Consider the following 23,844-nt stretch of genomic DNA (forward strand, 5'->3'; position numbering starts at 1 on the left):
CGCCATGACGGATCTGACCGAAATCAAGGCCGCTGCCCGAAAGGCCGCCTTTGCCCGCCGCAAGGAAGCTTTTGCGCGTAACATCCCCGGCGCCGCTGGCCATCTGTCGGAGGTTCTGGCCGGCTACCGCGGCGTGCCGCTTTCGGGCTACATGCCGATCCGCACCGAAATCGACCCGCTGCCCGCCATGGCTGAGGCTGCGGCCCATGGGCCTGTCGGTGTGCCGGTGATCATGGGTGCCGGCCAGCCGCTGAAGTTCAGCCGCTGGCAGCCCGAAGGGGCGCTGCGCGAAGGCCCCTTTGGCGCCATGGTGCCGGAAGTGGATGACTTTCTTGAGCCGGAAATCCTGGTGGTGCCGCTGGTTGCCTTCGACATCAAAGGCGGGCGCTTGGGCTATGGCGGCGGGTTCTACGACCGCACCCTGGAGCTGCTGCGCGGCAAGCGCGCTACTTTGGCCATTGGCTTTGCCTTCGACGCGCAAGAGGCAGAGGACCTGCCGCTGGAGCCGACCGACCAGCCGCTCGACATGATCGTTACCGAAAGCCGCATCCTGCAGTTCTAATCCGCCAGCCTGGCGCAGACGTCCCTGATTGCCGCCTCGAAGAAGGCAAGCCGGGCCGGGGGCGTCTGATGCCGCTGCCGAACCAGCCACAGATCATCCTCCAGCGGCGCCTCCAGGGTTGCGGTGCGGAATTGCCCCTGGCCCTGCTGCGCCAGAACCGCGCTTTGCGGCAGAATGGTGTAGCCGGCCCCGGCAGACACCGGGCTCAGGATCTGGCTGATCTGGTTGAGAAAGGCCCGCCTGCGCACCCCCGCAGCGCCGCGGTAGCCGGGATAGTTTGCCGCCAGCAGACGGTCCGCCAGGGCGGCGGCGTCGGGGTGATCCACCAGCCCCAGCTCTTGCAGCGCTTCAAAATCGGGCCTGTCCGCCGCATCCGGCGGCAGGAGCATCTTCAACGGATCACGCCCCAGCCGTTCTGCCGTTAGCCGCGGTGCATCCAGCTTGCGGTGCAGGATGCCCAAATCAAGCTCTCCCGACAGCAGCTGGGATTCGATTGACGCTTGCGGTGCCGCTTGCAGCGACAGCACAAGCTCCGGCCAGCGCGCCAGATGCGCCTCCACCTTGGTGTAAATCAGTACAGCCAGACCGCCCGGGCAGGCGATGCGCACATGTCCGCGGCCCGGATCATCCTGGCCCAGATCCTGGCGCAGCGCTTCTTCTTCAGCCTGGCGCCTGCGGCCAAGGGCGGCCACCGCAACGCCTGCCTCCGTCAGGCTGAAGCTTTTGCCATGGCGGACCAGCAGCGGTTTGCCCACCTGCTGCTCCAGCTTTTTGACGTGCTGCGTGACCCCGGGCTGGGTCATGTTCAGACGCGCTGCGGTGCGGGTGAAACTGCCCGATCCGCTCAGAACGGTAAAGGTGTCCAGCCAGGCGGCGTTCAGCATCTTTGTCTCAATTCGTTATGAATAGCATAAAGAATGATAATTTTTCTTTCAGATCCTGCAAGCCTATCTCCGGCTCGAAACAAGCGAAACATCAGCCAAGGAGACTATCATGCTGACCTCCCCGCGCAGCTTTTCCCACATCGGCCTGTCGGTTCCAGACCTGGACGCCGCGGTGAAATTCTACTCAGAAGTCATGGGCTTCTACGTTATTATGAGCCCAACAGAAGTGGTTGAGGACGACAGCGATATCGGCCGGATGTGCACTGATGTCCTGGGGGCGGGCTGGTCGCGGCTGCGCATTGCCCATCTGTCCACCGCTGACCGCGTCGGAATTGAGCTATTCGAATTCGATGGAAACTACGCGCCTTCGGATAATCTGGACTTCCGCCGTCACGGCCTGTTCCACTTCTGTGTGCAGGACCCCGACGTTGAGGGCCTGGCACAGAAAATCGTCGCGGCCGGCGGCAAGCAGCGGATGCCTGTGCGGGAGTATTTTCCCGGCGAGAAACCCTATCGCATGGTCTATGTCGAAGACCCCTTTGGCAATGTGTTTGAGATCTATTCGCATGGTTACGAGCTGACCTACTCGGCGGGCGCCTACAGCTGAACGCGGCGCCACACTGACGCGAAAACCACCGCGGGGCCTTGCTCTTTGGCGCCGCGTTGCCTACCAGCCGGGCATGCGTATTCTTTTCCTTGGCGATGTGATGGGCCGCGCCGGGCGCCGTGCCATTACCGAAACCCTGCCGCGGCTGCGTGATGAGTGGCGGCTCGATTTTGTTGTGGTGAACGGCGAAAACGCCTCCAACGGCATGGGGCTGAGCGGCGAGCACGCCAAGCTGCTGCTGGAAGCGGGCGTCGACTGCCTGACGCTGGGCGATCATGCCTTCGATCAGAAGGACATGTTGCAGTTCATCGAGAAGGAACAGCGCATCATCCGGCCTCTGAACTTTGCCAAAGGCGCGCCGGGCCGTGGCTACCGGCTGTTCAACGCGCCGGGCGGGCGCAAGGTGCTGGTGGTCCAGGCGCTGGGCCAGGTGTTCATGAAACGCGCCTTCGACGATCCCTTCGGCGCGGTGGAAGCGGTGCTGAAATCGCACCCCCGCGGCGGGCTGGCGCAGGCGGTCATCGTCGATATTCACTGCGAGGCAACATCGGAGAAGATGGCAATGGGCCATTTCTGCAATGGCCGCGCCTCACTGGTAGTGGGCACCCATACCCATGTGCCGACGGCGGATGCGCAGATCCTGTCCGAAGGCACCGGCTATTTGACCGACGCGGGCATGTGCGGCGACTACAATTCCGTGATCGGCATGGACAAGGCCGAACCGATGCGCCGGTTCCTGACAGGGATGCCCAAGGCCCGGTTTACTCCGGCAAACGGCGAGGCAACCCTGTCCGGCGTGTTTGTCGAAACCGACGACCGCACCGGTGCTGCTAAACAGATTCGCATGGTGCGCAACGGCGGGCTGCTGCAGGACGCCGCTCCTTAGGCGGCGCTTTTCGCCTTCGCCGCCGCCTGCCGCCGGGATGAATTGCCGCCGATCGGGCCGATTGCCGTAAAAAATCCCATTTGGAGCCGGCCGACCGTCTGGCCTTGCGGAAATTCTTGCTCAGCCCTTGGGTTTCAGGGAAACTGCGCGATGGCGGGGCGCTAACCCCGCCTTAAACAAAATGGGCAAAGTCACGGTTTATGCAGTATTTCCAATTTGGTGACACCGGCAGCGCGGTGCTGGCGCTTGTGATTGTCCTGGCGATGTTCGTGGCGTTCCTGCGGGAAACCTATCCGACAGAAGTGGTGGCGCTGACCGGCGTGGCGGCGATGCTGGCCACCGGCGTTCTGCCCTATGCCCAGGCGCTGCCGGTGCTGTCGAACCCGGCGCCCTGGACCATTGCGGCGATGTTCATCATCATGGGCGCCCTGGTGCGCACCGGCGCGCTGGATGCCTTCACCCAGATCGCCAAGAAACAGGCAGAGGTGAACCCGCGGCTGGCTGTGGCCCTGCTGATGGGCTTTGTCATCACCGCCTCTGCGGTGGTGTCGAATACGCCGGTCGTCGTGGTGATGATCCCGGTCTTCATCCAGATCGCCCGGACCCTGAACGTCTCCGCTTCCAAGATGCTGATCCCGCTCAGCTATGCGGCGATCCTGGGCGGCACGCTGACGCTGATCGGCACCTCGACCAACCTGCTGGTGGATGGTGTGGCCCGTGCCCAGGGACTGAAGCCTTTCACGATCTTCGAGGTCACCCCGCTGGGCCTGATCCTGGTCGCCTACGGCATGATTTACCTGCGCTTCATCGCACCACGGCTGCTGCCCGCCCGCGACAGCATGGCAGAGCTGCTGAGTGACAAATCGAAGATGAAATTCTTCACCGAGGCGGTCATTCCGCCGGAAAGCAACCTCATTGGCCGTGAAGTCACCGGCGTGCAGCTGTTCAAGCGCCCCGGCGTGCGCCTCATCGACGTGATCCGCGGCGACGCCTCGCTGCGCCGCAACCTCCAAGGGGTGGAGCTGCAGGTCGGCGACCGGGTGGTGCTGCGCACCCGCATGACAGAGCTCCTGAGCCTGCAGTCGAACAAGGAGCTGAAGCGGGTTGATCAGGTTTCCGCGGTGGAGACCCAGACTGTTGAGGTGCTGATCACCCCCGGCTGCCGCATGGTGGGCCGCAGCCTTGGCGCCATGCGCCTGCGCCGCCGCTATGGTGTTTATACGCTGGCGGTGCACCGGCGGAACCAGAATATCGGCGTGCAGCTGGATGACCTGGTGGTACGGGTCGGCGACACTCTGCTGCTGGAGGGCGCACCTGCCGATATCCAGCGCCTGGCCGCCGACATGGACCTGGCTGACGTCTCGCAGCCGACCCAGCGTGCCTACCGCCGCAGCCATGCGCCGATCGCCGTTGTTGCGCTCTTGGGCATCGTGCTGCTGGCCGCCTTTGGCGTCGCACCGATCCTGATGCTGTCGCTGCTGATGGTTTCGCTGGTCTTTGTCACCCGCTGCATCGACGCGGATGAAGCGTTTTCCTTTGTTGATGGGCGGCTGCTGGCGCTGATCTTCTCGATGCTGGCGATTGGTGCGGCGCTGGAAAGCTCCGGTGCGGTTGCCCTGATCGTCAACGCCATCGCACCCGGCCTGTCGATGCTGCCGCCGTTCCTCTTGGTCTGGGCAGTCTACCTCTTGACCTCGGTGCTGACAGAGCTGGTTTCCAACAATGCCGTCGCGGTGGTGGTGACACCGATTGCCATCGGCTTGGCGCAGGCCATGGGGGTGGATCCGCGCCCGCTGGTTGTGGCAGTGATGGTGGCGGCCTCGGCCTCCTTTGCGACCCCGATCGGCTATCAGACCAACACGCTGGTCTACGGCCCCGGCGGTTACAAGTTCACCGACTTCCTGCGCGTTGGCATCCCGTTGAACCTGACCGTCGGCATGGTGGCCTCGCTGCTCATCCCGTTCTTCTGGCCGCTCTGAGCCAGCCAAACGCTAAAATCGGCGGCGAAATACCGCCTTCTGTGACCCCGTTTACATGAAACTGTTAAACGAGTGCCCATATGAAGGGGAGCATTGTCTTCATAAGGTCCAGGGCCATGAGTTCCAGAAAAGTGTTTTTGTTTGTCGTGCTCGCAGGCTCCGCCGCGATTGCACTGGTGTCGCAGGTCCAGACCAGCGGCGCCGCCCGCGCGGTTCCCGTTCAGCAGGAACAACCGCACTAAGCTGGCCGCGCCGCTTTGGCTCACAAGGGCCAAAACACCAGAATGGCCGGGATGGACACGGCGATGACCAGCGCTTCCAGCGGCAGCCCCATCCGCCAGTAATCCCCGAAATGATAGCCGCCAGGCCCCAGCACCAGCGTGTTGTTCTTGTGCCCGATCGGGGTCAGGAACGCGGCTGAGGCCGCAACGGCCACCGCCATCAGAAAAGGATCCGGGGAGACCCCCAGCGTCTCCGCCATCTGGATCCCGACAGGCGCTGCGACAATCGCCGTGGCTGTGTTGTTTAGCACATCCGACAGGGTCATGGTGACCACCATCAGCACCGTCAGCACCGCCCAGGCGGGCAGCCCCGCGGTCAGCCCGGTCAACGCATTGGCAATCAGGGCCGTGCCGCCGGATGTGTCCAGCGCCGCCCCCAGCGGGATCATTGACCCCAAGAGAACCACCACTGGCCACTCCACATGGTCATAAACCTCTGCCACCGGCAGGATCTTCAAGAGCACATAGCCGATGGCAACCAGCCCCAGCGCTACCGGCAGGTACAACAGCCCGACAGAGGCCGCCAGCACCGCGGCGGCGAACAGCCCGATGGCGGCCCAGGTCTTGTCATTGGCCGTCACCGACAGGCCGCGCGCGGCCAGCGGCAGGCAGCCCAGCCAATCCGCCACATCGGCACTGCGTCCGCGCGGGGACAGCAGCAGCAGGATATCGCCGGCTTCAACCTCGGTCTGGCGGATATGGCGGGTGATCCGCGTGCCCTGGCGGGAAATCCCCAGCAGCACCGCGCTCTGGCGCCAGGCCAACCCGATGGATTGCGCGGTCCGGCCGCGGATGCGGGCGGTCTCCGGCACCACCAGCTCCGTCAGCTCCAGACCTTCGCCCGCCGCCGTCAGCTTCTCCTGGCGGGCGGCGTCGGCGAACTCCAGCTTCAGCGCGCTGCGGAACTCGTCCAGCGCGTCCGGTTCCGCCTCGATCACCAGCGTGTCGTCCTCGCGCAGCGTCGCCGCGGCAGAGCGCCCATAGCGCCGCTTGCCGTCCCGGATCAGGCCCAGGATAGCCACATCAGCTTTCTCCGCCTCTTCATCCAGCTCTCCCAGCCGCCTGCCTGCCAGCTCCGACCCTTCGCCCACCGTCAGCTCGGCAATATAGGGCGCCAGCTGTGCCTCGGAGGCACCGGCCGCGTTCTCCCGCGCCGGGATCAGCCGCCAGCCAATGAGCGCCACAAAGGCAAGCCCCGCCAGCGCCGCAATCCCGCCAACGGGCGCAAAGTCGAACATCCTGAACGGCTCCCCCAGCGTCTCGCCGCGGATCGCGGCGATGATGATGTTGGGCGGCGTGCCAATCAGTGTGACCATACCGCCCAGGATGGTGGCGAATGACAGCGGCATCAGGCTCAGCCCTGGCGCCCGGCCCGCCTTGCGCGCGGTCTGAATATCCACCGGCATTAGCAGGGCCAGCGCTGCCACATTGTTCATAAAGGCCGACAGCACCGCACCAACCCCGCCCATCAGCGCAATATGGCCGCCCAGCCCCCGCGCACTGTCCACCAGCGTCCGGGTGATCAGGAACACCGCACCCGACCGCACCAGCCCGGCTGAGACGATCAGCACCAGCGCCACCACCAGTGTCGCCGGGTGGCCAAAGCCCGCAAAGGCATCAGCAGCGGGCACCACCCCCAGCACCACACCCGCCATCAGCGCGGCAAAAGCCACGAGATCGTACCGGAAACGCCCCCATAACAAGAGGGCAAAGACAGCAGCAAATAGCGCAAACAAAATGGCTTGATCATATGTCATGGCGCCAGCTTATCCCCGAAACCCCGCGGAACAAGGGCAAAGCGGGGCAGGGGCGCTTGAAAGCCGCCGCCTTGCAGGGCTATATGGGCGCCAATTCAGATTTACAGCAGCAAGGATGCACCATGGCAGGCCATTCAAAATGGGCTAACATTCAGCACCGCAAGGGCCGTCAGGACGCGGCGCGGTCAAAACTGTTTTCCAAGCTGGCCAAGGAGATCACCGTGGCCGCCAAGATGGGCGACCCCGATCCCGACAAGAACCCGCGCCTGCGCCTGGCCGTGAAAGAGGCCAAGAGCCAGTCCGTCCCCAAGGACGTGATCGAACGCGCGATCAAGAAGGCCGTCGGCGGCGACGCCGAGAACTACGACGAAATCCGCTACGAGGGCTATGGCCCCAATGGCGTTGCGGTGATCGTCGAGGCGATGACCGACAACAAAAACCGCACCGCCTCCAACGTGCGCTCCACCTTCTCCAAGAATGGCGGCAACCTGGGTGAAACCGGCTCGGTCGGGTTTATGTTCGACCGCAAGGGCGAGGTGGCTTACCCGGCCTCCGTGGGCGATGCTGACACCGTGATGATGGCTGCCATTGAAGCAGGCGCTGAAGATGTCGAAAGCTCCGAGGACGGCCATATCATCTATTGCGCCGACAGCGACCTAAACGACGTCTCCAACGCGCTGGAGGCCGAGCTGGGCGAATCTGAGTTGACCAAGCTGGTCTGGAAGCCGACCACCACCACCGAGCTGGACCTGGAAGGCATGCAAAAGCTGATGAAGCTGGTCGATGCGCTGGAAGACGACGACGACGTGCAGCGTGTCACCACCAACTTTGAAGCCTCCGACGAGGTGATGGCGCAGCTCTGAGCTGCCGCGCCAGAAGCTGAAGATACGGCCCGCCTTTCTGGCGGGCCTTTTCTTTGCGGCGGCTTCTTTCTGGTTGCAAATACTCCGGGGTGAGGCCGCAGGCCGAGGGGCAGCGCCCCTGCGCCGTCAGTCCAGCTTGCGGTACTGCAGGATATTGCCGCGCGGCAGATACATCAGCGTCAGCTCCAGATGATCCGCATAGTCGATTACATAGCAGTAATCTTCGCCGGTCTCCTCCTCGCGAGCATATAGATAAGGGCCGCCGCCCTCGAAATTCCGGCACCAGTCCGACACCGCCAGATAGTTCCGCCCGGCATAGGCGCCATCATAGCTATTGTCCCGCTCCGCCCCCAGAACGGTGAACTGCGCATTGGGATCCTCCACCGAATACCAATGGCCCTGCAGCTTGTTGAGCAGCCCGTCATGCTCTGTCCAGGGGCGCACTGCGGCATCCCGCAGCACCGCATCCGCGGTGCGGTCATAGACGGCCTCCAGATCGCCTTCGACGGTCAGGGGCGTGCCGGGATCCAGGGCTTCCATCAAGGCAAAGACGAATTGCGGCGTTCGTCCGTCGTCATAAACAAAGAACTTGGTGCCGCCGGCATGGAAACTGCAGGACCGCTGGCCTTCTGAATGGCAGCCCTGCAGGATCACATTGTCCGTGTAAGGCTCGCCATAGGTGCCGGGCGCGCTGCCTTGCGGCGGGGCTGGCGGCTGCTCTGCCGGGGGCTCCGCCGCGGCGTTCAGCGTCAGCGTGAAATGAGTTGCGGTTTCACCGGTGTCCAGCTTGCGGAAGCCCAGGGTGTCATAGCCGCGCGCAGCGCATTTGCTGTCGCCGTGAATGGTAAAGGCCTGCGGGGTGGTGCAGAAGGTGTAATCACCGCTGGCAAAGGCGGCACCGCCGGAATTGGCGCGGTAGTAGTAATAACGTGTCTTCAGATCTCCGCTGACCGGGGATTTGCACTGGCCTGCCGGAATGTTCCACCAGCCCTCGGACACCCAGTCGCCGCCGTTGGAATAACCGATGGCCAGGCTCAGATCCTGGTCCGCGTTGTTGCAGATCTCCAGCCCGGCCAGTGCCGGCGATGCCGCCAGGCCCGCACCAAGGCACAGCGCAGCAGCTCGAATATAATGCGTCATGAAACACCCCCGGTTGATGCCGCAAACGCTAGGGGCGAAACCCGCACCGGGCAAGAAAAACCGGCCCGGCGGCAGGGGGCGCTTAGCGGGTGAGAACGCCGGCTTCCAGAAGCACAGCGCGCCCGGGGATCCAAAGGCTGCTGTGGGACATGCTGAAGATCCGGGCGGCAAACTCTGCTTGAATACCCTGCTCCAGCAGAAAGGCGCGGTCTTTTTCCTGTTCCTGCGCCAGGTCGATCTGCGGCAGGCCGCTTTCGAACAGCAGGGCATAGCTATGGAAGCCAAGCTGCCCCCCAGGGCCTAGGCTGCGTTCTGCGCCGCCCGCAAACATCAAGGTGCAGGCCGAGGCGCAAAGACGGGCGGCACGGGTGTTCCAGCCCTGCTGGCGGATCAGCTGCGCAGCGCCGCGGGCCTCGGCAACCAGCCCGCCGGGGCCGGCCAGCGATACCTGAAGGATGCCGGGATGGTCCAATGCCAGCCGCCGCATCCGCTGGGTCAGGCCAAAGGTAATCTCTCCGTCAAAAATCAGCGTTGCGCCATCCGCCGATACCCGCAGGCTGTAAAGCGCCTCACGCTCCAGCCGCCGCTGCTCGGCATAGGCAGGCTCCTCAACCTCCTGCGCAATCAGCAGTGCGTCCCACCACTGCGTCAACGCGGCGAAGCCCGCAAACAGCAGCAGCAGATAGCCGCCCCAGATGGGCGCCATGGCGCCGGTGCCTTGCACATGGGCATCGGCGCTGCGCAGAAAGCTGCGGCATTGCCAGAGAAAAAACAGCGCGTCCGCGGTGATCAGCGCAACCACCAGCGGCACTGGCAGTTTGACCCAGTGATTGAACGCCAGCCACCCCAGCAGCACCGCCGCCCTGGGCAGAGCCACCTGCAGTGCCAGGCTGCGGCGCAGGGAGGCCGGGGGCCGCATCAGGTGCAGCGCCTGCCGCAGGCGGTGAAATTTTCTTGCAAGAAAATTGGCCGGAAAATTCGAATTTTCCGGGCGCCCGCGGCTGATGTCATTCTACAAATGCGGCGATCTCCTCCAGCGGCTTCTTCAGCTTGGCAACCGCGGGTACCGTGGCATCGCCTGCCGGGTGGCCCACGGCGATGATCATCGTCGGTTTCTCCGAGGCCGGGCGGTCCAGGGCGCCGTTCAGGAATTTCATCGGGTTCGGCGTATGGGTCAGGCTGCACAGCCCGGCGGTGTGCAGCGCCGTCAGCAGCACGCCGGTGGCGATGTTCACGCTTTCCGGAACATAATAGTTCTTGAAACGCGTGCCGTCCTCAAACTCGCCCCAGCGCTGGGCAAAGACCACAATCAGCCAGGGCGCGGTGGTCAGATGCGGCTTGTCCGCATTGGTGCCGATCGGCTCCAGCGCCTTGATCCACTCATCGCCTGCACCGCCTGCATAGAACCGGCGTTCTTCCTCCTCGGCCTCCGCGCGGATCTGCGCCTTCAGCCCCGGGTTGGAGATTGCGGCAAAAAACCAGGGCTGGTGATTGGCGCCCGACGGCGCGGTGCCGGCGGCGCGGATGCAATCCTCGATCACCGCGCGCGGCACCGGCTGACCGGTGAAATCCCGCACCGTGTGCCGCCGCCGCATATGGGCCAGGAATTCCGCTGCCTTCCTGTGCATCTCCGCATCGGAATACTCCGCCCGGTCGGGAAGGGGCAGCTGGGCATAGCTGAGAGCGTCTTTGGCAAACATGGGCGGTCTTTCGGGATTAGTCTTGGGTCAAATACTGTTTCGCCGATTTCTGCACGGCGCGGGTCACTTCCGCAAGGGCCGGGGCCATCACCCGCGCCACCTGCCACGTGAGCGGCACCGGCAGGGTGCTGTCCGGGATCAGCGGCACCAAGCGGCCAGATCGGATGTCCGCCGCCACCATGGCCAGCGGGTTCATCCCCCAGCCCAGACCCGCCGCAGCCGCATCAATGAAGGCCTGGGTTGAGGGCAGGAAATGCGCAGGCGGCGCCAGGCCGGGCGCCACATGGCGCTCCAGCCAGAGCTTTTGCAGATTGTCCTTTGCGTTGAAGATCATGCAAGGTGCCTTTGCAGCGGCCTCTGGTGTCACGCCATCCGGAAACCAGCGTGCCATGAACGCCGGGCTGGCAGTTGCCGCATAGTCCAGCCTGCCCAGCGGATGCGCATCAAACCCGGTCACCGGTTTGGAGCTGGCAGTCACCGCCGCCGAGACCTCGCCGCGCCTCAGCCAGTCGGCGCTGTGGTCCTGATCATCCACCAGGAGGTCGAATAACACGCCGTCCACCGCGGCCATCGCGTCAATGAACCAGTTCGCCAGGCTGTCGGCATTGACCGCAATCCGCAGCCGCACCGGGCCATGACCTTCCTCCAGCGCCAGTTCCCGCGCCAGCTGCGCCTCCAGGAGGCCGATGTCCTCGGCGTGCTTTGCCAGCCGCAGACCTGCAGCCGTGCCGGTGCAGGGTGACCCGCGCAAGACCAGAGCCGCGCCAATCCGGTCCTCCAGCGCCTTGATCCGCTGTGAAATGGCTGAGGGCGTCACCCGCAGGGAATGCGCCGCCGCCTCAAACGAGCCAAGGCGCAGCACCGCGCTGAGTGCTGCCAGCTGGCTGGGATCCATGTGCATTAGCAACTCTAATCTAGCTTAAATCTCTTTAACTAGATTAATGGGTGGGCCAGCATTAGTCAAATCCCAGCACAACGATGGAGACAGACATGCCCCCCAGCCTGATTGCCGGATTTGCCTTGGGCCTTAGCCTGATCATGGCGATCGGCGCCCAGAACGCTTTTGTCCTGCGCCAGGGGCTGCGGCGCCAGCATGTGTTCTGGATCTGCCTGACCTGTGCCGGGTCGGACGCGGTGCTGATCACTGCCGGTGTGTTCGGCTTCGGCTCCCTGGCCGTGGCGCTGCCCTGGTTCGAGCAGGCCATGCGCTGGGGCGGCGCGGCCTTCCTGATCTGGTACGGCGCCCGCGCCCTGCGCGCCGCCTGGCAGGGCGGGGAGACACTGCAGGCCGCGCAGGAAGGCGCAGGCGCCGCCCTGCTGCCGGTGCTGGCCACGGTGCTGGCGCTGACCTGGCTGAACCCGCATGTTTATTTGGACACGGTGGTGCTCTTGGGGTCGATCTCCGCCCAATACCCGCAGCCGATGGTCTTTGCCGCCGGCGCCGCTATTGCCAGCTTCACCTTCTTCTTCACGCTTGGCTACGGCGCCAGCCTGCTGGCCCCGGTTTTTGCCCGCCCGCGCGCCTGGCAGGTTCTAGACGCCGTTGTCGGCCTCACCATGTGGGCGATTGCCGCCAAGCTTCTCCTGATGTGACGAACAGCAAATGTGCGCGGGCCGGCCTTACGCCCGCGCGCAAACAGCCTACCTTTCTCCTATAGCTGCAGACAGGAGGGAAAGATGAGCTGGAACCCGGCCCTGGAACCGCAATGCCCGGAGGCGGGCAGTCTTGACGCGATTGAAACCGTGATCATCCCGCGCGCCCGCGATATCGGCGGCTTTGAGGTCCGACGCGCGCTGCCTGCGCCGCGACGCCAGATGGTCGGGCCGTTTATCTTCTTTGATCAGGCCGGGCCCGCCGAGTTTCTGACCGGCCAGGGCATCGACGTGCGCCCGCATCCCCATATCGGCCTCGGCACGGTCACTTACCTTTATCAGGGCGAGTTCGAGCATCGGGATTCTTTGGGCACCCATCAGATGATCTATCCGGGCGAGGTGAACTGGATGGTGGCGGGCCAAGGCGTCACCCATTCAGAGCGCACCTCTGCCGCCACCCGGCAAAACCCCAGCAGCCTGTTCGGCATCCAGACCTGGATTGCGCTGCCCGACAGCCACGAGGATGTGCCTGCCGCCTTTGAGCATCACGGCAGGGAGGCGCTGCCGGTGCTGGAGGGTGAGGGCAAGACTGTGCGCCTGATCCTTGGCTCTGCCTGGGGTGAGAAAGCCCCTGCAACCCTTTATTCCGAAACATTTTATGCCGACGTGGTGCTGCACCCTGGCGCCAAGCTGCCGCTGCCCTCCGACCATGAGGACCGGGGCCTCTATGTGACGCAAGGTTCGGTGGAAATTGCGGGGGAGAGTTTTGAGGCCGGCCGCATGATGGTGTTCCGCCCCGGTGATGAGATCACCGTCACCGCAGGGCCTGAGGGCGCCCGGCTGATGGCGCTGGGCGGCGCGACGCTGAACGGGCCGCGCTACATCTGGTGGAATTTCGTCGCGTCCTCCCGCGAGCGGATCGAAGAAGCGAAGGCATCCTGGGCCGCGGGCGACTGGCAGCATGGGCGCTTCCAGCTGCCGCCCGGCGACGACAAGGAATTCATCCCACTGCCCGAGCGGCGGAAATAATTCACATGTGAAGCCTTGCGCCGCTGCCCGAACGGGTGTTCAGTCCGCCCATGAGCCAATCCGCCCGCCCCGTCCAGCATGTTCAGAACCCCCTCAGGGGTGTGTTCTGGATGGTGGTGACCGGCCTTTGCTTCGTGGCGGTGACGGCGCTGGTTAAATCGCTCGGTACCCGTATCCCCCCGGCCGAAAGCGCCTTTCTGCGCTATCTTTTGGGGCTGGTGTTCCTGATCCCGATGGCCGGCGCGCTGCGCAGGGCGCATCTCACCCCGCGGCTTTGGGCGCTGTTTGCGGGCCGCGGCGTTGTGCATACGGCGGGCGTGATCCTGTGGTTCTACGCCATGACCCAGATCCCGCTGGCTGAGGTTACGGCGATGAACTACCTGTCGCCGGTCTATGTCACCCTGGGAGCTGCGCTGTTCCTGGGCGAAAAGCTGGCCTTCCGCCGTATCTCCGCCATTGCCGTCGCTTTGATCGGCGCCCTGATCATCCTGCGCCCCGGCTTCCGCGAGGTATCACCCGGCCATATCGCCATGCTGTTCACTGCTGTGTCCTTTGGCGCCTCCTATCTGATCGCCAAGTTCACCGTCGGCAGCAACAGCCCGGCGGTGGTGGTGGGAATGCTGTCGGTCTTTGTGACCATTGGTCTGGCCCCCTTTGCCCTGGCGGTCTGGGTGACGCCGACGCTGGCCGAAGTCGCGATCCTGTTCGGGGTCGCCTGCTTTGCCACTGCGGGGCATTACACCATGACCATGGCTTTTGCCGCCGCACCGGTGGCCGTCACCCAGCCCGTGACCTTTCTGCAGCTGGTCTGGGCCACCCTCCTGGGCGCGCTGACCTTTGGCGAGCCTGCCGATATCTGGGTGATCTCCGGCGGCGGGCTGATCCTGGCGGCGGTCAGCTTTATCTCCTGGCGTGAAGCCAGGATAAAAAGGAAATCCGCTACACCTTCCGGTAACCCTGCTGGGGTTTGATCGTCTTAAAGATGTTACAAACCGGGGGTAATCTCCCGCTCTTACAGGTGCCAGCGGGGGCTGCGAATGGCGTTATTCCTATGGCTGCCGGCGCTTTTGCTGGCTGCCCTTATTGATCCGGCGGTGGCAGTTGCAGGCCCCAGTATCTGCAACGATACCGGCGACCTGCACCAGCTGGCCGTCAGCAGCCGCGGCGCGGCGGGCTGGATCACCGAAGGGTGGCGCCCATTGCGTCCCGGGGACTGCATGGACCCGGTGCCGCCGCAGCACCGCGGCAAGTTCATTTATTTCCGTGCCCAAAGCCCCGGCTACCGCTTCCGCGACGACAGTATCCGGTTCTGCACCGCTCCCGGCACCTTCCGGATTGAGGGCAGCAAGGATTGCGCATCGCGCGGTTATGCTGAACAGCGGTTTGCCAAGGCCCTTGCCGGCCCTGAAGCGCAGGATATCCAGCTCAGCGCACATTCGCACAACGAAACCGCCCCTGATGCTGCGGGTGAAGGGGTGCCGTACAAGGCGGATGTGGTGTTTCAGGGCTGTGAAACCCCGCCGGACGGCGCCGTGGCTTGCCGCTTTGTCAGCGGCGGGATGCAAATCCGGGCAGAGGCGCAGAGCGCGCCCGGGAGCGGCACCTTTGCATTTCTCCAGAAGCAGCCGCATGGCGCACCGCTGCTGATAGAGGGGGAAATGACCACGTTCTTCGGCTCTTATGGCGAGCTGATGCTGCACAGCGCCGTTTTGCGCAAGCCAAACCGGTTCGACCGGATGCTGCAGACCATGCAAGGCGACTGGCAGCTTGCCGGCGATCCGTACGACCGGTTCACAGTGTCCGGCGCAATCCGCCGGTCCAGCTACCGTGGCAGCGCCATGGCGCCGGAATATATCTCCGTCCAATCCAGCTGCCGCGGCAAAGGCTTCGTGGGCGACTTCCTGATGACCCGCGACAGCGAGCGCGGCACCAGCCTGTGCTACCAGATCAAAGACCTGACACCGGACGAGATGACGCTGATCTACCTGCCTCATGGGACCAGGCTGGTCTATCAGCGGCGGGCTGAGGGGTAGGGATGGGGGCTGGAGGGCAGGCCTGCCAGGCGGTCAGGGAATGACCAGATCCACCACCCGGTGCGCCGCTACACGTGCGGTTTCCGGGTCCAGGGGGTTCTCCGACTGCGCGGCCTGCAGCCAGACCCCGTCCATATAGCATTGCAGCGCCTGGCGCGCTGTTTCCACCTGGCCTGCCGGCAGCAGGGCCCGCAATTCAGCCAGGAAATGGCTGCGCACCCGGGCGCGGTTGATTCGATGCAGGCGGCTGAGACGCGGCGAATAGGGCGCATTGGCCCAGAATTGCATCCAGATACTGCATTGCGGAACGGTGAACAGATCGTCGGCAAAGTTCGCATCCATCACCGCATAAAGCCGTTCGCGCGGGGTGCGCGCGGTGGCATAGCCTGCACTCATCGCCCGGCGCAGCTTGCCCAGAAGATGCAGCATCGTGGCTTCCATCAGCCCTTCCTTGGAGCCGAAATAATAGTTGATCGAGGCCGCCGAGGCCCCGGCCTCCCGCGCGATTTCCGCCATGGTTACAACACCGTAGCCGCGTTCGTGCACGGCAACGATGGTGGCTTCGATCAATTCCTCGTTGCGGATGTCCCGGATGCGTTTCCTGCTCATGATTAAGTTGTGCGGTAATTGGGCCGCCGTTTCAACTGTTGTTCGCGTGAATCCGATTCTTGAATGACCGTTTAAAAAACTGTTTGGCGCTTCAGCCTGCTGTGATATGTAGCCGTCCCATGTCTTAGGGCGGAAACCGCCCGGAAATGGGAGGGACATATGACTTCAATCATCTCGTTCGGGATTCTGCTGGCCTTTGCGCTGGTGGCGTTCTGCGTGATCAAGTGGTGGAACGTCCGCAACGTCGGCGTGACCCCCGTTCACCTTTTCACCTTCATCGCAATCCTGTTCACCTCCGGCCTGGACGTGGGCCTGATCATGTTCCCGCTGGCCTGGGACTTCCCGCTCTATGCGGACACCGCGGCGGAACCTGCCTATGGGTTCACCAACCCGCTGGCGCTGGAGTTCGGCTTCTGGGGCTTCCTGATCTGGGGCTTCTACTTCCTGACGACCTTCTATTTCTGCGTGATCGAACCGCGGGTGAAGTTCTTTGAGATCCCGCTGGTGAAATGGATCAACAACATCGTGATCATCGGCACCTGCGCCTTCACCGGCGCGCTGTTCCTGATCTACCTGCCGTATTACGCCACCTTCATGGGTGACGGCGAAACGGTGATCCCGGCCTTCTATGTCATCACCTTCCTGGTGATCCTGTTTGCCGCGTTCTCGTCGACCGACATCAAATACATGCGGATCCTTTCGGTGGGCTCCACCGCGCTGTTCCTGGCGCTGATCCTGGGCATGTGGGCCTATGCTGGCATGGGCCTGGGCGCCTTTGCCGACACCGCATCGAACATCGGCGGCTATTTCGCCAACATCCACAAGTTCGTGCTGCCGCTGACCGATTACCATGAGTTCTACCTGTTCTGGTGGTTCGCATGGTCGATCATGATCGGCCAGTTCACCTCCCGCTTCGTCGGCGGCCTGCGCACCTGGCAGGTTCTGGCAGCGCTGCTGATCTTCCCGTCGATCCCGCTGGGGATCTGGTTCTCGGTGCTCTATTACTACCACCTGAACAGCATTGAGACGACGCTGCTGATCAACGTCTCCATGGTCGCTGTTGGCATCATTTTCGTGGTCAACTCCTTTGACTCGCTGATCCGCCTTTACACCGACAACCTGAACCTGACGGCACAGCGTTTCGGCACCATTCCTTATGTTGTCGGCAACGCCGTGGTCCTGTTCGGCCTGACCCTGGCCTTCCAGAGCCAGTGGCTGCAGATCCAATGGATCGGTACCGCGGTGATCGGCATCTACGTGGCCTGCCTGGGCTACATCCTGATTGCCAAGCGCAGCGAAGTGATGAGCATCGACGCCTCGCCCGAGGAAAACACGCTCGACTTCGAAAAGATCAAGGCAGCCCACTAAGGGCGATCTCCCGGCTGGACCTCTGTTTCCCCGAATAGCAGGTTCAGCCACCAACTGCCTGGCGGTGCCTTCGGGCCTGCCGGGCGCCTTTGCAAACCGCTCCCCGCGGGGAGGTCTGCGACAAGCGGCTTCAGCCAAGCCGCTTCTCCCGGACGCATCTGCCGCCAGGCAGGCCGGCCCGAACCCGAACCCGCTGGCGGCCCGGCCCGCCAGCCGCATGAAGACCCCGCAATTGCTGCCCCGGCAGTACTGAAACCCTTGAACAGATTGGACAAGAGTATCATGACCCATCCCGCCCAGCCCAAGGCCAGCCACTTCATCAACGGCGAATACGTCGAAGACACCGCTGGCACCCCGATCCCGGTGATCTACGCCGCCACGGGTGAGCAGATCGCCACCGTCTACGCTGCCACTCCGGCGATCGTCGAACAGGCGCTCTCCACCGCCAAGGAAGCGCAAAAGGCCTGGGCCAAGATGACCGGCGCCGAGCGCGGCCGCATCCTGCGCCGCGCGGCCGACATCATGCGCGAGCGGAACCACGAACTGTCGGTGCTGGAAACTTACGACACCGGCAAGCCGCTGCAGGAAACCCTGGTGGCCGACGCCACTTCCGGCGCCGACGCGCTGGAATACTTCGGCGGCCTCGCAGGCTCCCTGACCGGTGAACACATCCCGATGGGCGAAGACTGGGTCTACACCGTGCGCGAGGCGCTGGGCCTCTGCGTCGGCATCGGCGCCTGGAACTACCCGACCCAGATCGCCTGCTGGAAGGGCGCGCCTGCGCTGGCCTGCGGCAACTCGATGGTGTTCAAACCCTCCGAGACCACGCCGCTCTGCGCCCTGAAAGTGGCCGAGATCCTGCATGAGGCCGGCGCCCCCGCGGGCATCTACAACGTTGTCCAGGGCATGGGCGAAGTAGGCGGTGCGCTGGTCACCGACCCGCGCGTCGACAAGGTCTCGCTGACCGGCTCGGTGCCGACCGGCAAAAAGGTCTATGCCGCTGCCGCCGCAGGCATGAAACACGTCACCATGGAGCTGGGCGGCAAGTCGCCGCTGATCATCTTTGACGACGCCGATGTGGAAAATGCCGTCGGCGGCGCCATCAACGGCAACTTCTACTCCTCGGGCCAGGTCTGTTCGAACGGCACTCGCGTGTTTGTGCAGAAAGGCATCAAGGAGAAATTCCTGGCCCGCCTGGCAGAACGCACCGGCAACGCCGTCATTGGCGACCCGATGGATGAGGCCACCAGCTTTGGCCCGATGGTCACCGAGAACCAGATGAACATCGTGCTGGGCTACATCGAAAAGGGCAAAGCCGAAGGCGCCCGCGTTGTCTGCGGTGGCGCGCGTGCGGACATGGACGGCTACTACATCCAGCCCACCGTCTTTGCCGATGTAACCGACGATATGACCATCGCACGCGAGGAGATCTTTGGCCCGGTGATGTCGGTTCTCGACTTTGATACCGAAGAAGAAGTCATCGCCCGCGCCAATGACACCGAGTTTGGCCTGTCCGCCGGCGTCTTCACCAGCGACTTCACCCGCGCGCACCGGGTGATCGGCCAGCTGGAGGCCGGCAGCTGTTTCATCAACTCCTACAACGACGCGCCGGTCGAGGCGCCGTTTGGCGGCGTCAAGGCTTCGGGTGTTGGCCGCGAGAACTCGAAAGAGGCGATCAAGCACTTCAGCCAGGTGAAGTCGGTTTACGTGCGCATGGGCGACGTCGAAGCAGCGTTCTGATTACCCTTTTGGGCAACTCCCGCCTGCCCGCCCCGTTGCCCAAAAGGGCAATCAGGGCAGGGGAGCGGGGCGTGACATCAGGTGCTGCCCGCCGCGGCGGGCAGCATCAAGGCAAAGCAAGGCAGAGCCGGGCAGGCGAGGCAGCACCCGGTCTCAGCAATGGAGAGACGCGATGAATGCGGATTATGTGATTGTCGGTGCCGGTTCGGCCGGCTGTGCCATGGCTTACCGGCTGTCGGAAGCGGGCAAGAAGGTTCTGATTATCGAACACGGCGGCACCGATGCCGGCCCGCTGATCCAGATGCCGGGGGCGCTCAGCTACCCGATGAACATGCCGCTTTACGACTGGGGCTATAAATCCCAGCCCGAGCCGCATCTGGGTGGCCGCGAACTGGTCTGCCCGCGCGGCAAGGTGATCGGCGGCTCCTCCTCGATCAACGGCATGGTCTATGTGCGCGGCCACGCAGGCGATTACAACCACTGGGCCGAGTTGGGTGCTGCCGGCTGGTCCTATGCCGACGTGCTGCCCTATTTCAAACGCATGGAAACCTGGAACGGCCGCGGCCACGGCGGCGACCCGGACTGGCGCGGCAAGGATGGCCCCCTGCACGTAACCCGCGGCCCCCGCGACAACCCGCTGCATGACGCCTTCGTCAAGGCAGGCAGTCAGGCGGGCTACCCGGTCACCTCCGACTACAACGGCGAGCAGCAGGAAGGCTTCGGCCCGATGGAGATGACGGTCTACAAGGGCCGCCGCTGGTCTGCCGCCAATGCCTATCTGCGCCCGGCGCTGAAGCGCGACAATTGCGACATGATCCGCGCCCTTGCCCGCAAGGTGGTGATCGAGGACGGCCGCGCCGTCGGTGTCGAAATCGAACGCGGCGGCAAGGTCGAGGTGATCCGCGCCAATGCCGAGGTGATCCTGGCCGCCTCCTCGCTGAACTCCCCCAAAATGCTGATACTTTCGGGCATCGGCCCGGCCAAACACCTGGCCGAGCACGGCATTGACGTGGTCGCCGACCGCCCCGGCGTCGGCCAGAACCTGCAGGACCACCTGGAATTCTACTTCCAGTTCGCCTGCAAGCAGCCGATCACCCTGTTCAAATACTGGAACCTGTTAGGCAAGGGTCTGGTCGGGGCGCAATGGCTGTTCACCAAGACCGGACTGGGCGCCTCCAACCAGTTCGAAAGCGCCGCTTTCATCCGCTCCGACAAGGGGGTGGACTACCCGGACATCCAGTACCACTTCCTGCCCATCGCCGTCCGCTACGACGGCCAGGCGGCGGCAGAGGGCCACGGCTTCCAGGCCCACGTCGGCCCGATGCGCTCGCCTTCGCGAGGCGAGGTCACGCTGGCCTCCAGCGACCCCAAGGACGCGCCGAAGATCCTGTTCAACTACATGTCGACCGAACAGGACTGGATCGACTTCCGCAAATGCGTGCGCCTGACGCGCGAGATCTTTGCCCAGGACGCGATGAAACCGTTCCTCAAGCACGAGATCCAGCCCGGCACCGATCTGCAGACCGACGACGAGATCGACGGCTTCCTGCGCGAGCATGTGGAAAGCGCCTATCACCCCTGCGGCACATGCAAGATGGGCGCGGCGGATGATCCAATGTCGGTGGTTGATCCGGAATGCCGCGTCATCGGCGTTGACGGATTGCGCGTTGCCGACAGCTCGATCTTCCCGCGGATCACCAACGGCAACCTCAACGGCCCCTCGATCATGACCGGCGAGAAGGCCTCCGACCACATCCTGGGCCGCCGCCTGCCGTCCTCCAACGCAGAGCCGTGGTTCAACCCGAACTGGCGCGAAGCGCAGCGCTGATCCTGTTGCGCTGCCAGCAAGCCGCCCGCCACCTCCCCTTTGTGCGGGCGGCTTTTTACTGCCGGAATTTCATCGAAATTCCGCCCGCCGAAGGCATCTTTTGATCCGCGTCAAAGTGGCCGGGCAGGGCAGGCAATAATCTGCAAGCGACCCTAGGTAGAAGGAGCGAGCAGGTGTCCAATACTCCCCATGAACTGGCCGAGGAATTCCCGGAAAAAGCGGCGCTGATGAGCCAGCTGAAACAGTCTGATGCCCATTTCGCCAAGCTGGCGGATACCTATCACGAGGTGAACCGTGCGGTGCACCGCGCAGAAACCAATGTGGAGCCGGTCAGCGCCGAGGCGGAAACCAGTCTGCGCAAGCAGCGCGCGGCGCTGAAGGACGAAATCTGGGGCATCCTGTCCAAGGCGTGACGCCAGCAAGGACCACGAGAAGAAGGGGGGGCGCCCTGGGGCGTCCCCTTTTTTGCGTCCGGAGCGCGGACCGAGCCGGAGGCGGCTGGGCCGCAAGGCGAGTCGCCGCGGCGCAATTGATCCCGAAACGGCAACAAACGCCGGAAGGTGTGCGCAATGTTCAAGCCTGGCTGCCAAACCAAGGCAACTGCGGTTAATTTAAGGCAAATCCGGCAAAAATATGGCCGACTGCCCTATATTCAGACTGCAGCCCAAGCCCGGCGTGAGGCCGGCATGTTACGTGAAGGAGCAGCCGTATGGGACAGACCTATCAGCCGGCCTATCAGCCCGGGCGCTGGCAGGAAATCGAGGGGGTGCCTGACGACACTTCCGATGCTGACATGCTTGCTGCGGTCCGCAATATTGTCCGGGCCGAAAGCCCGGCGCCACTCCCTGATCAGGAGCAGCCGCCCGCGCCGGTCCGGGCACGTCAATGGCAGCCGGCCCCGGCAGCCCGGCCGCCTCAGCCGCAGCAGGCGGCGGCCAAAGAAGAACGGGCCCTGATGACCCGCCTTTTGGACCGTCTGCGCGGCTGAGGCGGCTGCCCAGGTTCGCGGAGCCTGGGCAATCCTGACCCTTCTGTACCTCCGGTTTGCTATGCTGCCGCCGTCAGCCGCTTTGGCCGAGGTTGCTGACGGGGCGGTCTATGGTGTGGATTTGACCAATTTTCCAAGCAAGCCAGCACCGCCGCTTTCCAACGTCCCGAACAGTTGAATGTGGCCGCATCGGACCACGGATCAAAAGGAGTGAGGGCATGGCTGCCATTGGTCCGAAGGAATGCCCGAACAGTATGAACACGATAACACCGGAACGGATCATTGGCATAAATATCAGCCGGGACTGACCCGGCATTAAGTGTCTCCCGCGCGGCCATCGGCAGCGATAGCCAAATACGCGCAAATGGCATTCCGGCCTTGCCGGTTTGACAATGCCGCGAGGCGCGCCGGAAACCGGGATTGGCGGAAATATTTGCAGAGACGGACGCTGAACTAAAGGCTCTGCTGGATCGTTAGATCACGGTTTTGGAGATTCAGATCGAAACCGCCATCGCCGCTAATGAGGATCCGCATGAGGCAGCTGAATTACCCTGATCCGGCCCCGGGATCGGGCCTGTCGCCAGGTCCATGCTGATCGCTGAAATGCCCGAACTCGGCCAACTGCCAGGAGGACAGGCCTCAGCTCTGGCCGGTCTGGCCCTGTTGCACATGACAGCGGCGCGATGCGGGGAAAACGCGCAATTAAGGGTGGACGGCGGTTGCTGCGGCACGTCATGTTCCAGGCTGCCCTCGCCGCCATCCTTCACAATCCAGTTCTCAAAACCTTTGCAGAACGCCTTCGATCCGCTCGAAAACCGCACAAAATCATCATCCCTGCGGTCGCGCAAAAGCTGGTTGCAATCGCAAACGCACGCGCCAAAGCGCGTCAGAAATGGTCCCCTCAAGCCACCTGAGAAATACAGTTGCTAGCCGCCTTCTGGTTCTGGCAGGCCCGCGATAAACATCTTGAGTTTTTCCCATGCGGCCCTGTCAGCCAGTTCGGGGTCTTCTGCCTGCTGTTCCGGCGTTCCGCCCTCCAGCACGGGGGCAAAGGCAGCGGCCGCCAGTTTCAGATCCGCGTCGCTGCCGATCCGGAAGGTATCGCCTGCAGGCCGCGTCAGCTGCGGCGGTGCAGGCAGCCTCTGGCCAATCCGCTTTTCTATCCACGCAAGATCCTCAGCATTCGCTGAGATAGCGCCATTGACCAGATCCGGACACAGTTCAAACCGCGGGCCGGGCAGCTCCATAAGCGTATCGACGATCAACCGGTCCCTTCGCGCAAGGGCAGGGGTGCCGAACCGGACGTTGCTGTTCCGGCGGTAGCAGGAAATGAGAGCCAAAGCCGTGGCGGTCATGCTGGAGTTGCGGATTTGCCCGGCCCCCGCGGCTGGTGCGATGCCTGCCCATTCGGTGAAATCCTGAACCACGTCTCCTCCGGTGAAATGTTCGGGCGCATAAATGCGCAGCCGGACGTTTTCCCGCCCGAAAACGCGGTCTAGCGGCTCAAAACGGTTCCGGTAATCGGGCCACAGGAGCTGGAAACTGTCTGCGCCTGTCTTGATGGTTTGCTGCAGCGAGCTTCGCAGAAAACTTGCAGGCGGGCGCACATAGGCAAAGACCGCCGTTTCCCGGAAATGCGGGCAGAACCGGTCCCGCACCCGGGCCAGCGCCGCTTCACCCGCAATTGAGAACCACTCTGCTGACAGGATAAAGGTCTCCTCCGGCCGGTTGCGCAATTGACGCCTGACCCGCTTTTCCAGTTCCTCGCGTTTCCCGGCCAGATCGGCTGCGCTCAGTCCGCGGTGCCTGAAGGCGAAATGCTGTTCAGGCTGATCTTGAAACAGAATTCTGCAGGGGGCTGAGTGGTTTGGGCGGCCAAGCCGCATGGTATGGGCGCCCTCCGATCCACCGTTGGCGAGCGCAGCCTGAATGGAGGTGCTGCCAGTCTTGTGCATCCCGGCGTGAAGGATCAGGCGGTTTCTGAAAGGTGGCGGCAT

At 63.6% G+C, this 23,844-nt stretch carries 23 protein-coding genes and 1 pseudogene; 16 read left to right on the forward strand and 8 right to left on the reverse strand.

What is annotated here, in order from left to right; genetic code table 11:
• Positions 1-4: 4 nt before the first annotated feature.
• Entirely contained in the window at positions 5-562 is a 558-nt protein-coding gene (locus tag ACXAEK_RS12400; RefSeq protein ID WP_475042308.1) for a 5-formyltetrahydrofolate cyclo-ligase, read from the forward strand.
• Here ACXAEK_RS12400 and ACXAEK_RS12405 read toward each other — a convergent pair.
• Complete coding sequence (locus tag ACXAEK_RS12405) at positions 559-1,446, reverse strand: LysR family transcriptional regulator (RefSeq protein WP_475042309.1); 888 nt, start codon at positions 1,444-1,446, stop codon at positions 559-561. The genes ACXAEK_RS12400 and ACXAEK_RS12405 overlap by 4 nt on opposite strands.
• Before the next feature lie 109 nt (positions 1,447-1,555).
• Between ACXAEK_RS12405 and ACXAEK_RS12410 the strand changes: the two genes are divergently transcribed.
• From ACXAEK_RS12410 to ACXAEK_RS12425, 4 genes are all read left to right on the forward strand, one after another.
• Positions 1,556-2,053 carry a lactoylglutathione lyase family protein gene (locus ACXAEK_RS12410; RefSeq protein ID WP_475042310.1) on the forward strand — a complete coding sequence of 166 codons (498 nt, stop codon included), beginning with the start codon at positions 1,556-1,558 and terminating at the stop codon, positions 2,051-2,053.
• A gap of 73 nt (positions 2,054-2,126) precedes the next feature.
• Positions 2,127-2,939, forward strand: a complete 813-nt coding sequence (locus ACXAEK_RS12415) for a TIGR00282 family metallophosphoesterase (protein WP_475042312.1) — start codon at positions 2,127-2,129, stop codon at positions 2,937-2,939.
• A 200-nt stretch (positions 2,940-3,139) separates the two neighbouring features.
• On the forward strand, positions 3,140-4,918 hold the full coding sequence (locus ACXAEK_RS12420; RefSeq protein WP_475042313.1) for an SLC13 family permease: 1,779 nt from the start codon (positions 3,140-3,142) through the stop codon (positions 4,916-4,918).
• 116 nt (positions 4,919-5,034) lie between these two features.
• Positions 5,035-5,160, forward strand: coding sequence for a hypothetical protein (locus ACXAEK_RS12425; RefSeq protein ID WP_475042314.1), 126 nt, complete (start codon positions 5,035-5,037; stop codon positions 5,158-5,160).
• A gap of 20 nt (positions 5,161-5,180) precedes the next feature.
• Here ACXAEK_RS12425 and ACXAEK_RS12430 read toward each other — a convergent pair whose 3' ends face one another.
• Positions 5,181-6,956, reverse strand: coding sequence for an SLC13 family permease (locus ACXAEK_RS12430; protein ID WP_475042315.1), 1,776 nt, complete (start codon positions 6,954-6,956; stop codon positions 5,181-5,183).
• Positions 6,957-7,078: 122 nt separating this feature from the next.
• On the opposite strand from ACXAEK_RS12430, the gene ACXAEK_RS12435 reads away from it, so the two are divergent.
• Entirely contained in the window at positions 7,079-7,819 is a 741-nt protein-coding gene (locus ACXAEK_RS12435; protein ID WP_475042317.1) for a YebC/PmpR family DNA-binding transcriptional regulator, read from the forward strand.
• A 126-nt stretch (positions 7,820-7,945) separates the two neighbouring features.
• Here ACXAEK_RS12435 and ACXAEK_RS12440 read toward each other — a convergent pair whose 3' ends face one another.
• From ACXAEK_RS12440 to ACXAEK_RS12455, 4 genes are all read right to left on the reverse strand, one after another.
• The gene (locus tag ACXAEK_RS12440) at positions 7,946-8,959 is read right to left on the reverse strand and encodes a DUF1036 domain-containing protein (protein ID WP_475042318.1); all 1,014 of its coding nucleotides are present in this window, start codon (positions 8,957-8,959) and stop codon (positions 7,946-7,948) included.
• An 82-nt stretch (positions 8,960-9,041) separates the two neighbouring features.
• On the reverse strand, positions 9,042-9,878 hold the full coding sequence (locus tag ACXAEK_RS12445) for a COG3904 family protein (protein ID WP_475042319.1): 837 nt from the start codon (positions 9,876-9,878) through the stop codon (positions 9,042-9,044).
• 88 nt (positions 9,879-9,966) lie between these two features.
• The gene (locus tag ACXAEK_RS12450; RefSeq protein WP_475042321.1) at positions 9,967-10,659 is read right to left on the reverse strand and encodes a nitroreductase family protein; all 693 of its coding nucleotides are present in this window, start codon (positions 10,657-10,659) and stop codon (positions 9,967-9,969) included.
• A gap of 16 nt (positions 10,660-10,675) precedes the next feature.
• On the reverse strand, positions 10,676-11,560 hold the full coding sequence (locus ACXAEK_RS12455) for a LysR family transcriptional regulator ArgP (protein WP_475042322.1): 885 nt from the start codon (positions 11,558-11,560) through the stop codon (positions 10,676-10,678).
• 89 nt (positions 11,561-11,649) lie between these two features.
• On the opposite strand from ACXAEK_RS12455, the gene ACXAEK_RS12460 reads away from it, so the two are divergent.
• From ACXAEK_RS12460 to ACXAEK_RS12475, 4 genes are all read left to right on the forward strand, one after another.
• The gene (locus ACXAEK_RS12460) at positions 11,650-12,252 is read left to right on the forward strand and encodes a LysE/ArgO family amino acid transporter (RefSeq protein ID WP_475042324.1); all 603 of its coding nucleotides are present in this window, start codon (positions 11,650-11,652) and stop codon (positions 12,250-12,252) included.
• 84 nt (positions 12,253-12,336) lie between these two features.
• Entirely contained in the window at positions 12,337-13,281 is a 945-nt protein-coding gene (locus ACXAEK_RS12465) for a pirin family protein (protein ID WP_475042326.1), read from the forward strand.
• A 50-nt stretch (positions 13,282-13,331) separates the two neighbouring features.
• Entirely contained in the window at positions 13,332-14,252 is a 921-nt protein-coding gene (locus tag ACXAEK_RS12470) for a DMT family transporter (RefSeq protein WP_475042327.1), read from the forward strand.
• 66 nt (positions 14,253-14,318) lie between these two features.
• On the forward strand, positions 14,319-15,314 hold the full coding sequence (locus ACXAEK_RS12475; protein ID WP_475042328.1) for a DUF1036 domain-containing protein: 996 nt from the start codon (positions 14,319-14,321) through the stop codon (positions 15,312-15,314).
• Between the two features lie 33 nt (positions 15,315-15,347).
• Here the strand turns inward: ACXAEK_RS12475 and betI are convergent, their stop codons facing one another.
• Positions 15,348-15,923 (reverse strand): choline-binding transcriptional repressor BetI, encoded by a 576-nt coding sequence (gene betI, locus ACXAEK_RS12480; protein ID WP_475042330.1) that lies wholly within the window; start codon positions 15,921-15,923, stop codon positions 15,348-15,350.
• 159 nt (positions 15,924-16,082) lie between these two features.
• On the opposite strand from betI, the gene ACXAEK_RS12485 reads away from it, so the two are divergent.
• From ACXAEK_RS12485 to ACXAEK_RS12510, 6 genes and pseudogenes are all read left to right on the forward strand, one after another.
• Positions 16,083-17,291, forward strand: a complete 1,209-nt coding sequence (locus tag ACXAEK_RS12485) for a BCCT family transporter (protein ID WP_475042331.1) — start codon at positions 16,083-16,085, stop codon at positions 17,289-17,291.
• Positions 17,292-17,573: 282 nt separating this feature from the next.
• Positions 17,574-19,031 carry a betaine-aldehyde dehydrogenase gene (betB, locus tag ACXAEK_RS12490; RefSeq protein WP_475042332.1) on the forward strand — a complete coding sequence of 486 codons (1,458 nt, stop codon included), beginning with the start codon at positions 17,574-17,576 and terminating at the stop codon, positions 19,029-19,031.
• A gap of 172 nt (positions 19,032-19,203) precedes the next feature.
• Positions 19,204-20,859: a choline dehydrogenase gene (betA, locus tag ACXAEK_RS12495; protein ID WP_475042334.1), complete on the forward strand. Its 1,656-nt coding sequence runs from the start codon at positions 19,204-19,206 to the stop codon at positions 20,857-20,859.
• Positions 20,860-21,032: 173 nt separating this feature from the next.
• On the forward strand, positions 21,033-21,272 hold the full coding sequence (locus tag ACXAEK_RS12500) for an HP1242/YdcH family protein (protein ID WP_475042335.1): 240 nt from the start codon (positions 21,033-21,035) through the stop codon (positions 21,270-21,272).
• A 296-nt stretch (positions 21,273-21,568) separates the two neighbouring features.
• Positions 21,569-21,847: a hypothetical protein gene (locus tag ACXAEK_RS12505; RefSeq protein WP_475042336.1), complete on the forward strand. Its 279-nt coding sequence runs from the start codon at positions 21,569-21,571 to the stop codon at positions 21,845-21,847.
• Between the two features lie 671 nt (positions 21,848-22,518).
• Positions 22,519-22,761: pseudogene (locus ACXAEK_RS12510) on the forward strand (transposase); the annotation flags it as partial.
• Positions 22,762-22,773: 12 nt separating this feature from the next.
• Here ACXAEK_RS12510 and ACXAEK_RS12515 read toward each other — a convergent pair.
• Positions 22,774-23,844 (reverse strand): hypothetical protein, encoded by a 1,071-nt coding sequence (locus tag ACXAEK_RS12515; protein ID WP_475042337.1) that lies wholly within the window; start codon positions 23,842-23,844, stop codon positions 22,774-22,776.

Source organism: Leisingera sp. ABM4_101, assembly GCF_056158725.1.

What these genes read in the sequence shown, in the direction of transcription:
- ACXAEK_RS12465 (WP_475042326.1), top strand. Translation starts at nt 12,337, where the DNA reads ATGAGCTGGAACCCGGCCCTGGAACCGCAATGCCCGGAGGCGGGCAGT.
- betA (WP_475042334.1), top strand. Translation starts at nt 19,204, where the DNA reads ATGAATGCGGATTATGTGATTGTCGGTGCCGGTTCGGCCGGCTGTGCC.
- ACXAEK_RS12485 (WP_475042331.1), top strand. Translation starts at nt 16,083, where the DNA reads ATGACTTCAATCATCTCGTTCGGGATTCTGCTGGCCTTTGCGCTGGTG.
- ACXAEK_RS12450 (WP_475042321.1), bottom strand. Translation starts at nt 10,659, where the DNA reads ATGTTTGCCAAAGACGCTCTCAGCTATGCCCAGCTGCCCCTTCCCGAC.
- ACXAEK_RS12415 (WP_475042312.1), top strand. Translation starts at nt 2,127, where the DNA reads ATGCGTATTCTTTTCCTTGGCGATGTGATGGGCCGCGCCGGGCGCCGT.
- ACXAEK_RS12515 (WP_475042337.1), bottom strand. Translation starts at nt 23,844, where the DNA reads ATGCCGCCACCTTTCAGAAACCGCCTGATCCTTCACGCCGGGATGCAC.
- ACXAEK_RS12475 (WP_475042328.1), top strand. Translation starts at nt 14,319, where the DNA reads ATGGCGTTATTCCTATGGCTGCCGGCGCTTTTGCTGGCTGCCCTTATT.
- ACXAEK_RS12440 (WP_475042318.1), bottom strand. Translation starts at nt 8,959, where the DNA reads ATGACGCATTATATTCGAGCTGCTGCGCTGTGCCTTGGTGCGGGCCTG.
- ACXAEK_RS12445 (WP_475042319.1), bottom strand. Translation starts at nt 9,878, where the DNA reads ATGCGGCCCCCGGCCTCCCTGCGCCGCAGCCTGGCACTGCAGGTGGCT.
- ACXAEK_RS12405 (WP_475042309.1), bottom strand. Translation starts at nt 1,446, where the DNA reads ATGCTGAACGCCGCCTGGCTGGACACCTTTACCGTTCTGAGCGGATCG.
- ACXAEK_RS12425 (WP_475042314.1), top strand. Translation starts at nt 5,035, where the DNA reads ATGAGTTCCAGAAAAGTGTTTTTGTTTGTCGTGCTCGCAGGCTCCGCC.
- ACXAEK_RS12400 (WP_475042308.1), top strand. Translation starts at nt 5, where the DNA reads ATGACGGATCTGACCGAAATCAAGGCCGCTGCCCGAAAGGCCGCCTTT.
- ACXAEK_RS12420 (WP_475042313.1), top strand. Translation starts at nt 3,140, where the DNA reads ATGCAGTATTTCCAATTTGGTGACACCGGCAGCGCGGTGCTGGCGCTT.
- ACXAEK_RS12505 (WP_475042336.1), top strand. Translation starts at nt 21,569, where the DNA reads ATGGGACAGACCTATCAGCCGGCCTATCAGCCCGGGCGCTGGCAGGAA.
- betI (WP_475042330.1), bottom strand. Translation starts at nt 15,923, where the DNA reads ATGAGCAGGAAACGCATCCGGGACATCCGCAACGAGGAATTGATCGAA.
- ACXAEK_RS12435 (WP_475042317.1), top strand. Translation starts at nt 7,079, where the DNA reads ATGGCAGGCCATTCAAAATGGGCTAACATTCAGCACCGCAAGGGCCGT.
- ACXAEK_RS12470 (WP_475042327.1), top strand. Translation starts at nt 13,332, where the DNA reads ATGAGCCAATCCGCCCGCCCCGTCCAGCATGTTCAGAACCCCCTCAGG.
- betB (WP_475042332.1), top strand. Translation starts at nt 17,574, where the DNA reads ATGACCCATCCCGCCCAGCCCAAGGCCAGCCACTTCATCAACGGCGAA.
- ACXAEK_RS12430 (WP_475042315.1), bottom strand. Translation starts at nt 6,956, where the DNA reads ATGACATATGATCAAGCCATTTTGTTTGCGCTATTTGCTGCTGTCTTT.
- ACXAEK_RS12460 (WP_475042324.1), top strand. Translation starts at nt 11,650, where the DNA reads ATGCCCCCCAGCCTGATTGCCGGATTTGCCTTGGGCCTTAGCCTGATC.
- ACXAEK_RS12455 (WP_475042322.1), bottom strand. Translation starts at nt 11,560, where the DNA reads ATGCACATGGATCCCAGCCAGCTGGCAGCACTCAGCGCGGTGCTGCGC.
- ACXAEK_RS12410 (WP_475042310.1), top strand. Translation starts at nt 1,556, where the DNA reads ATGCTGACCTCCCCGCGCAGCTTTTCCCACATCGGCCTGTCGGTTCCA.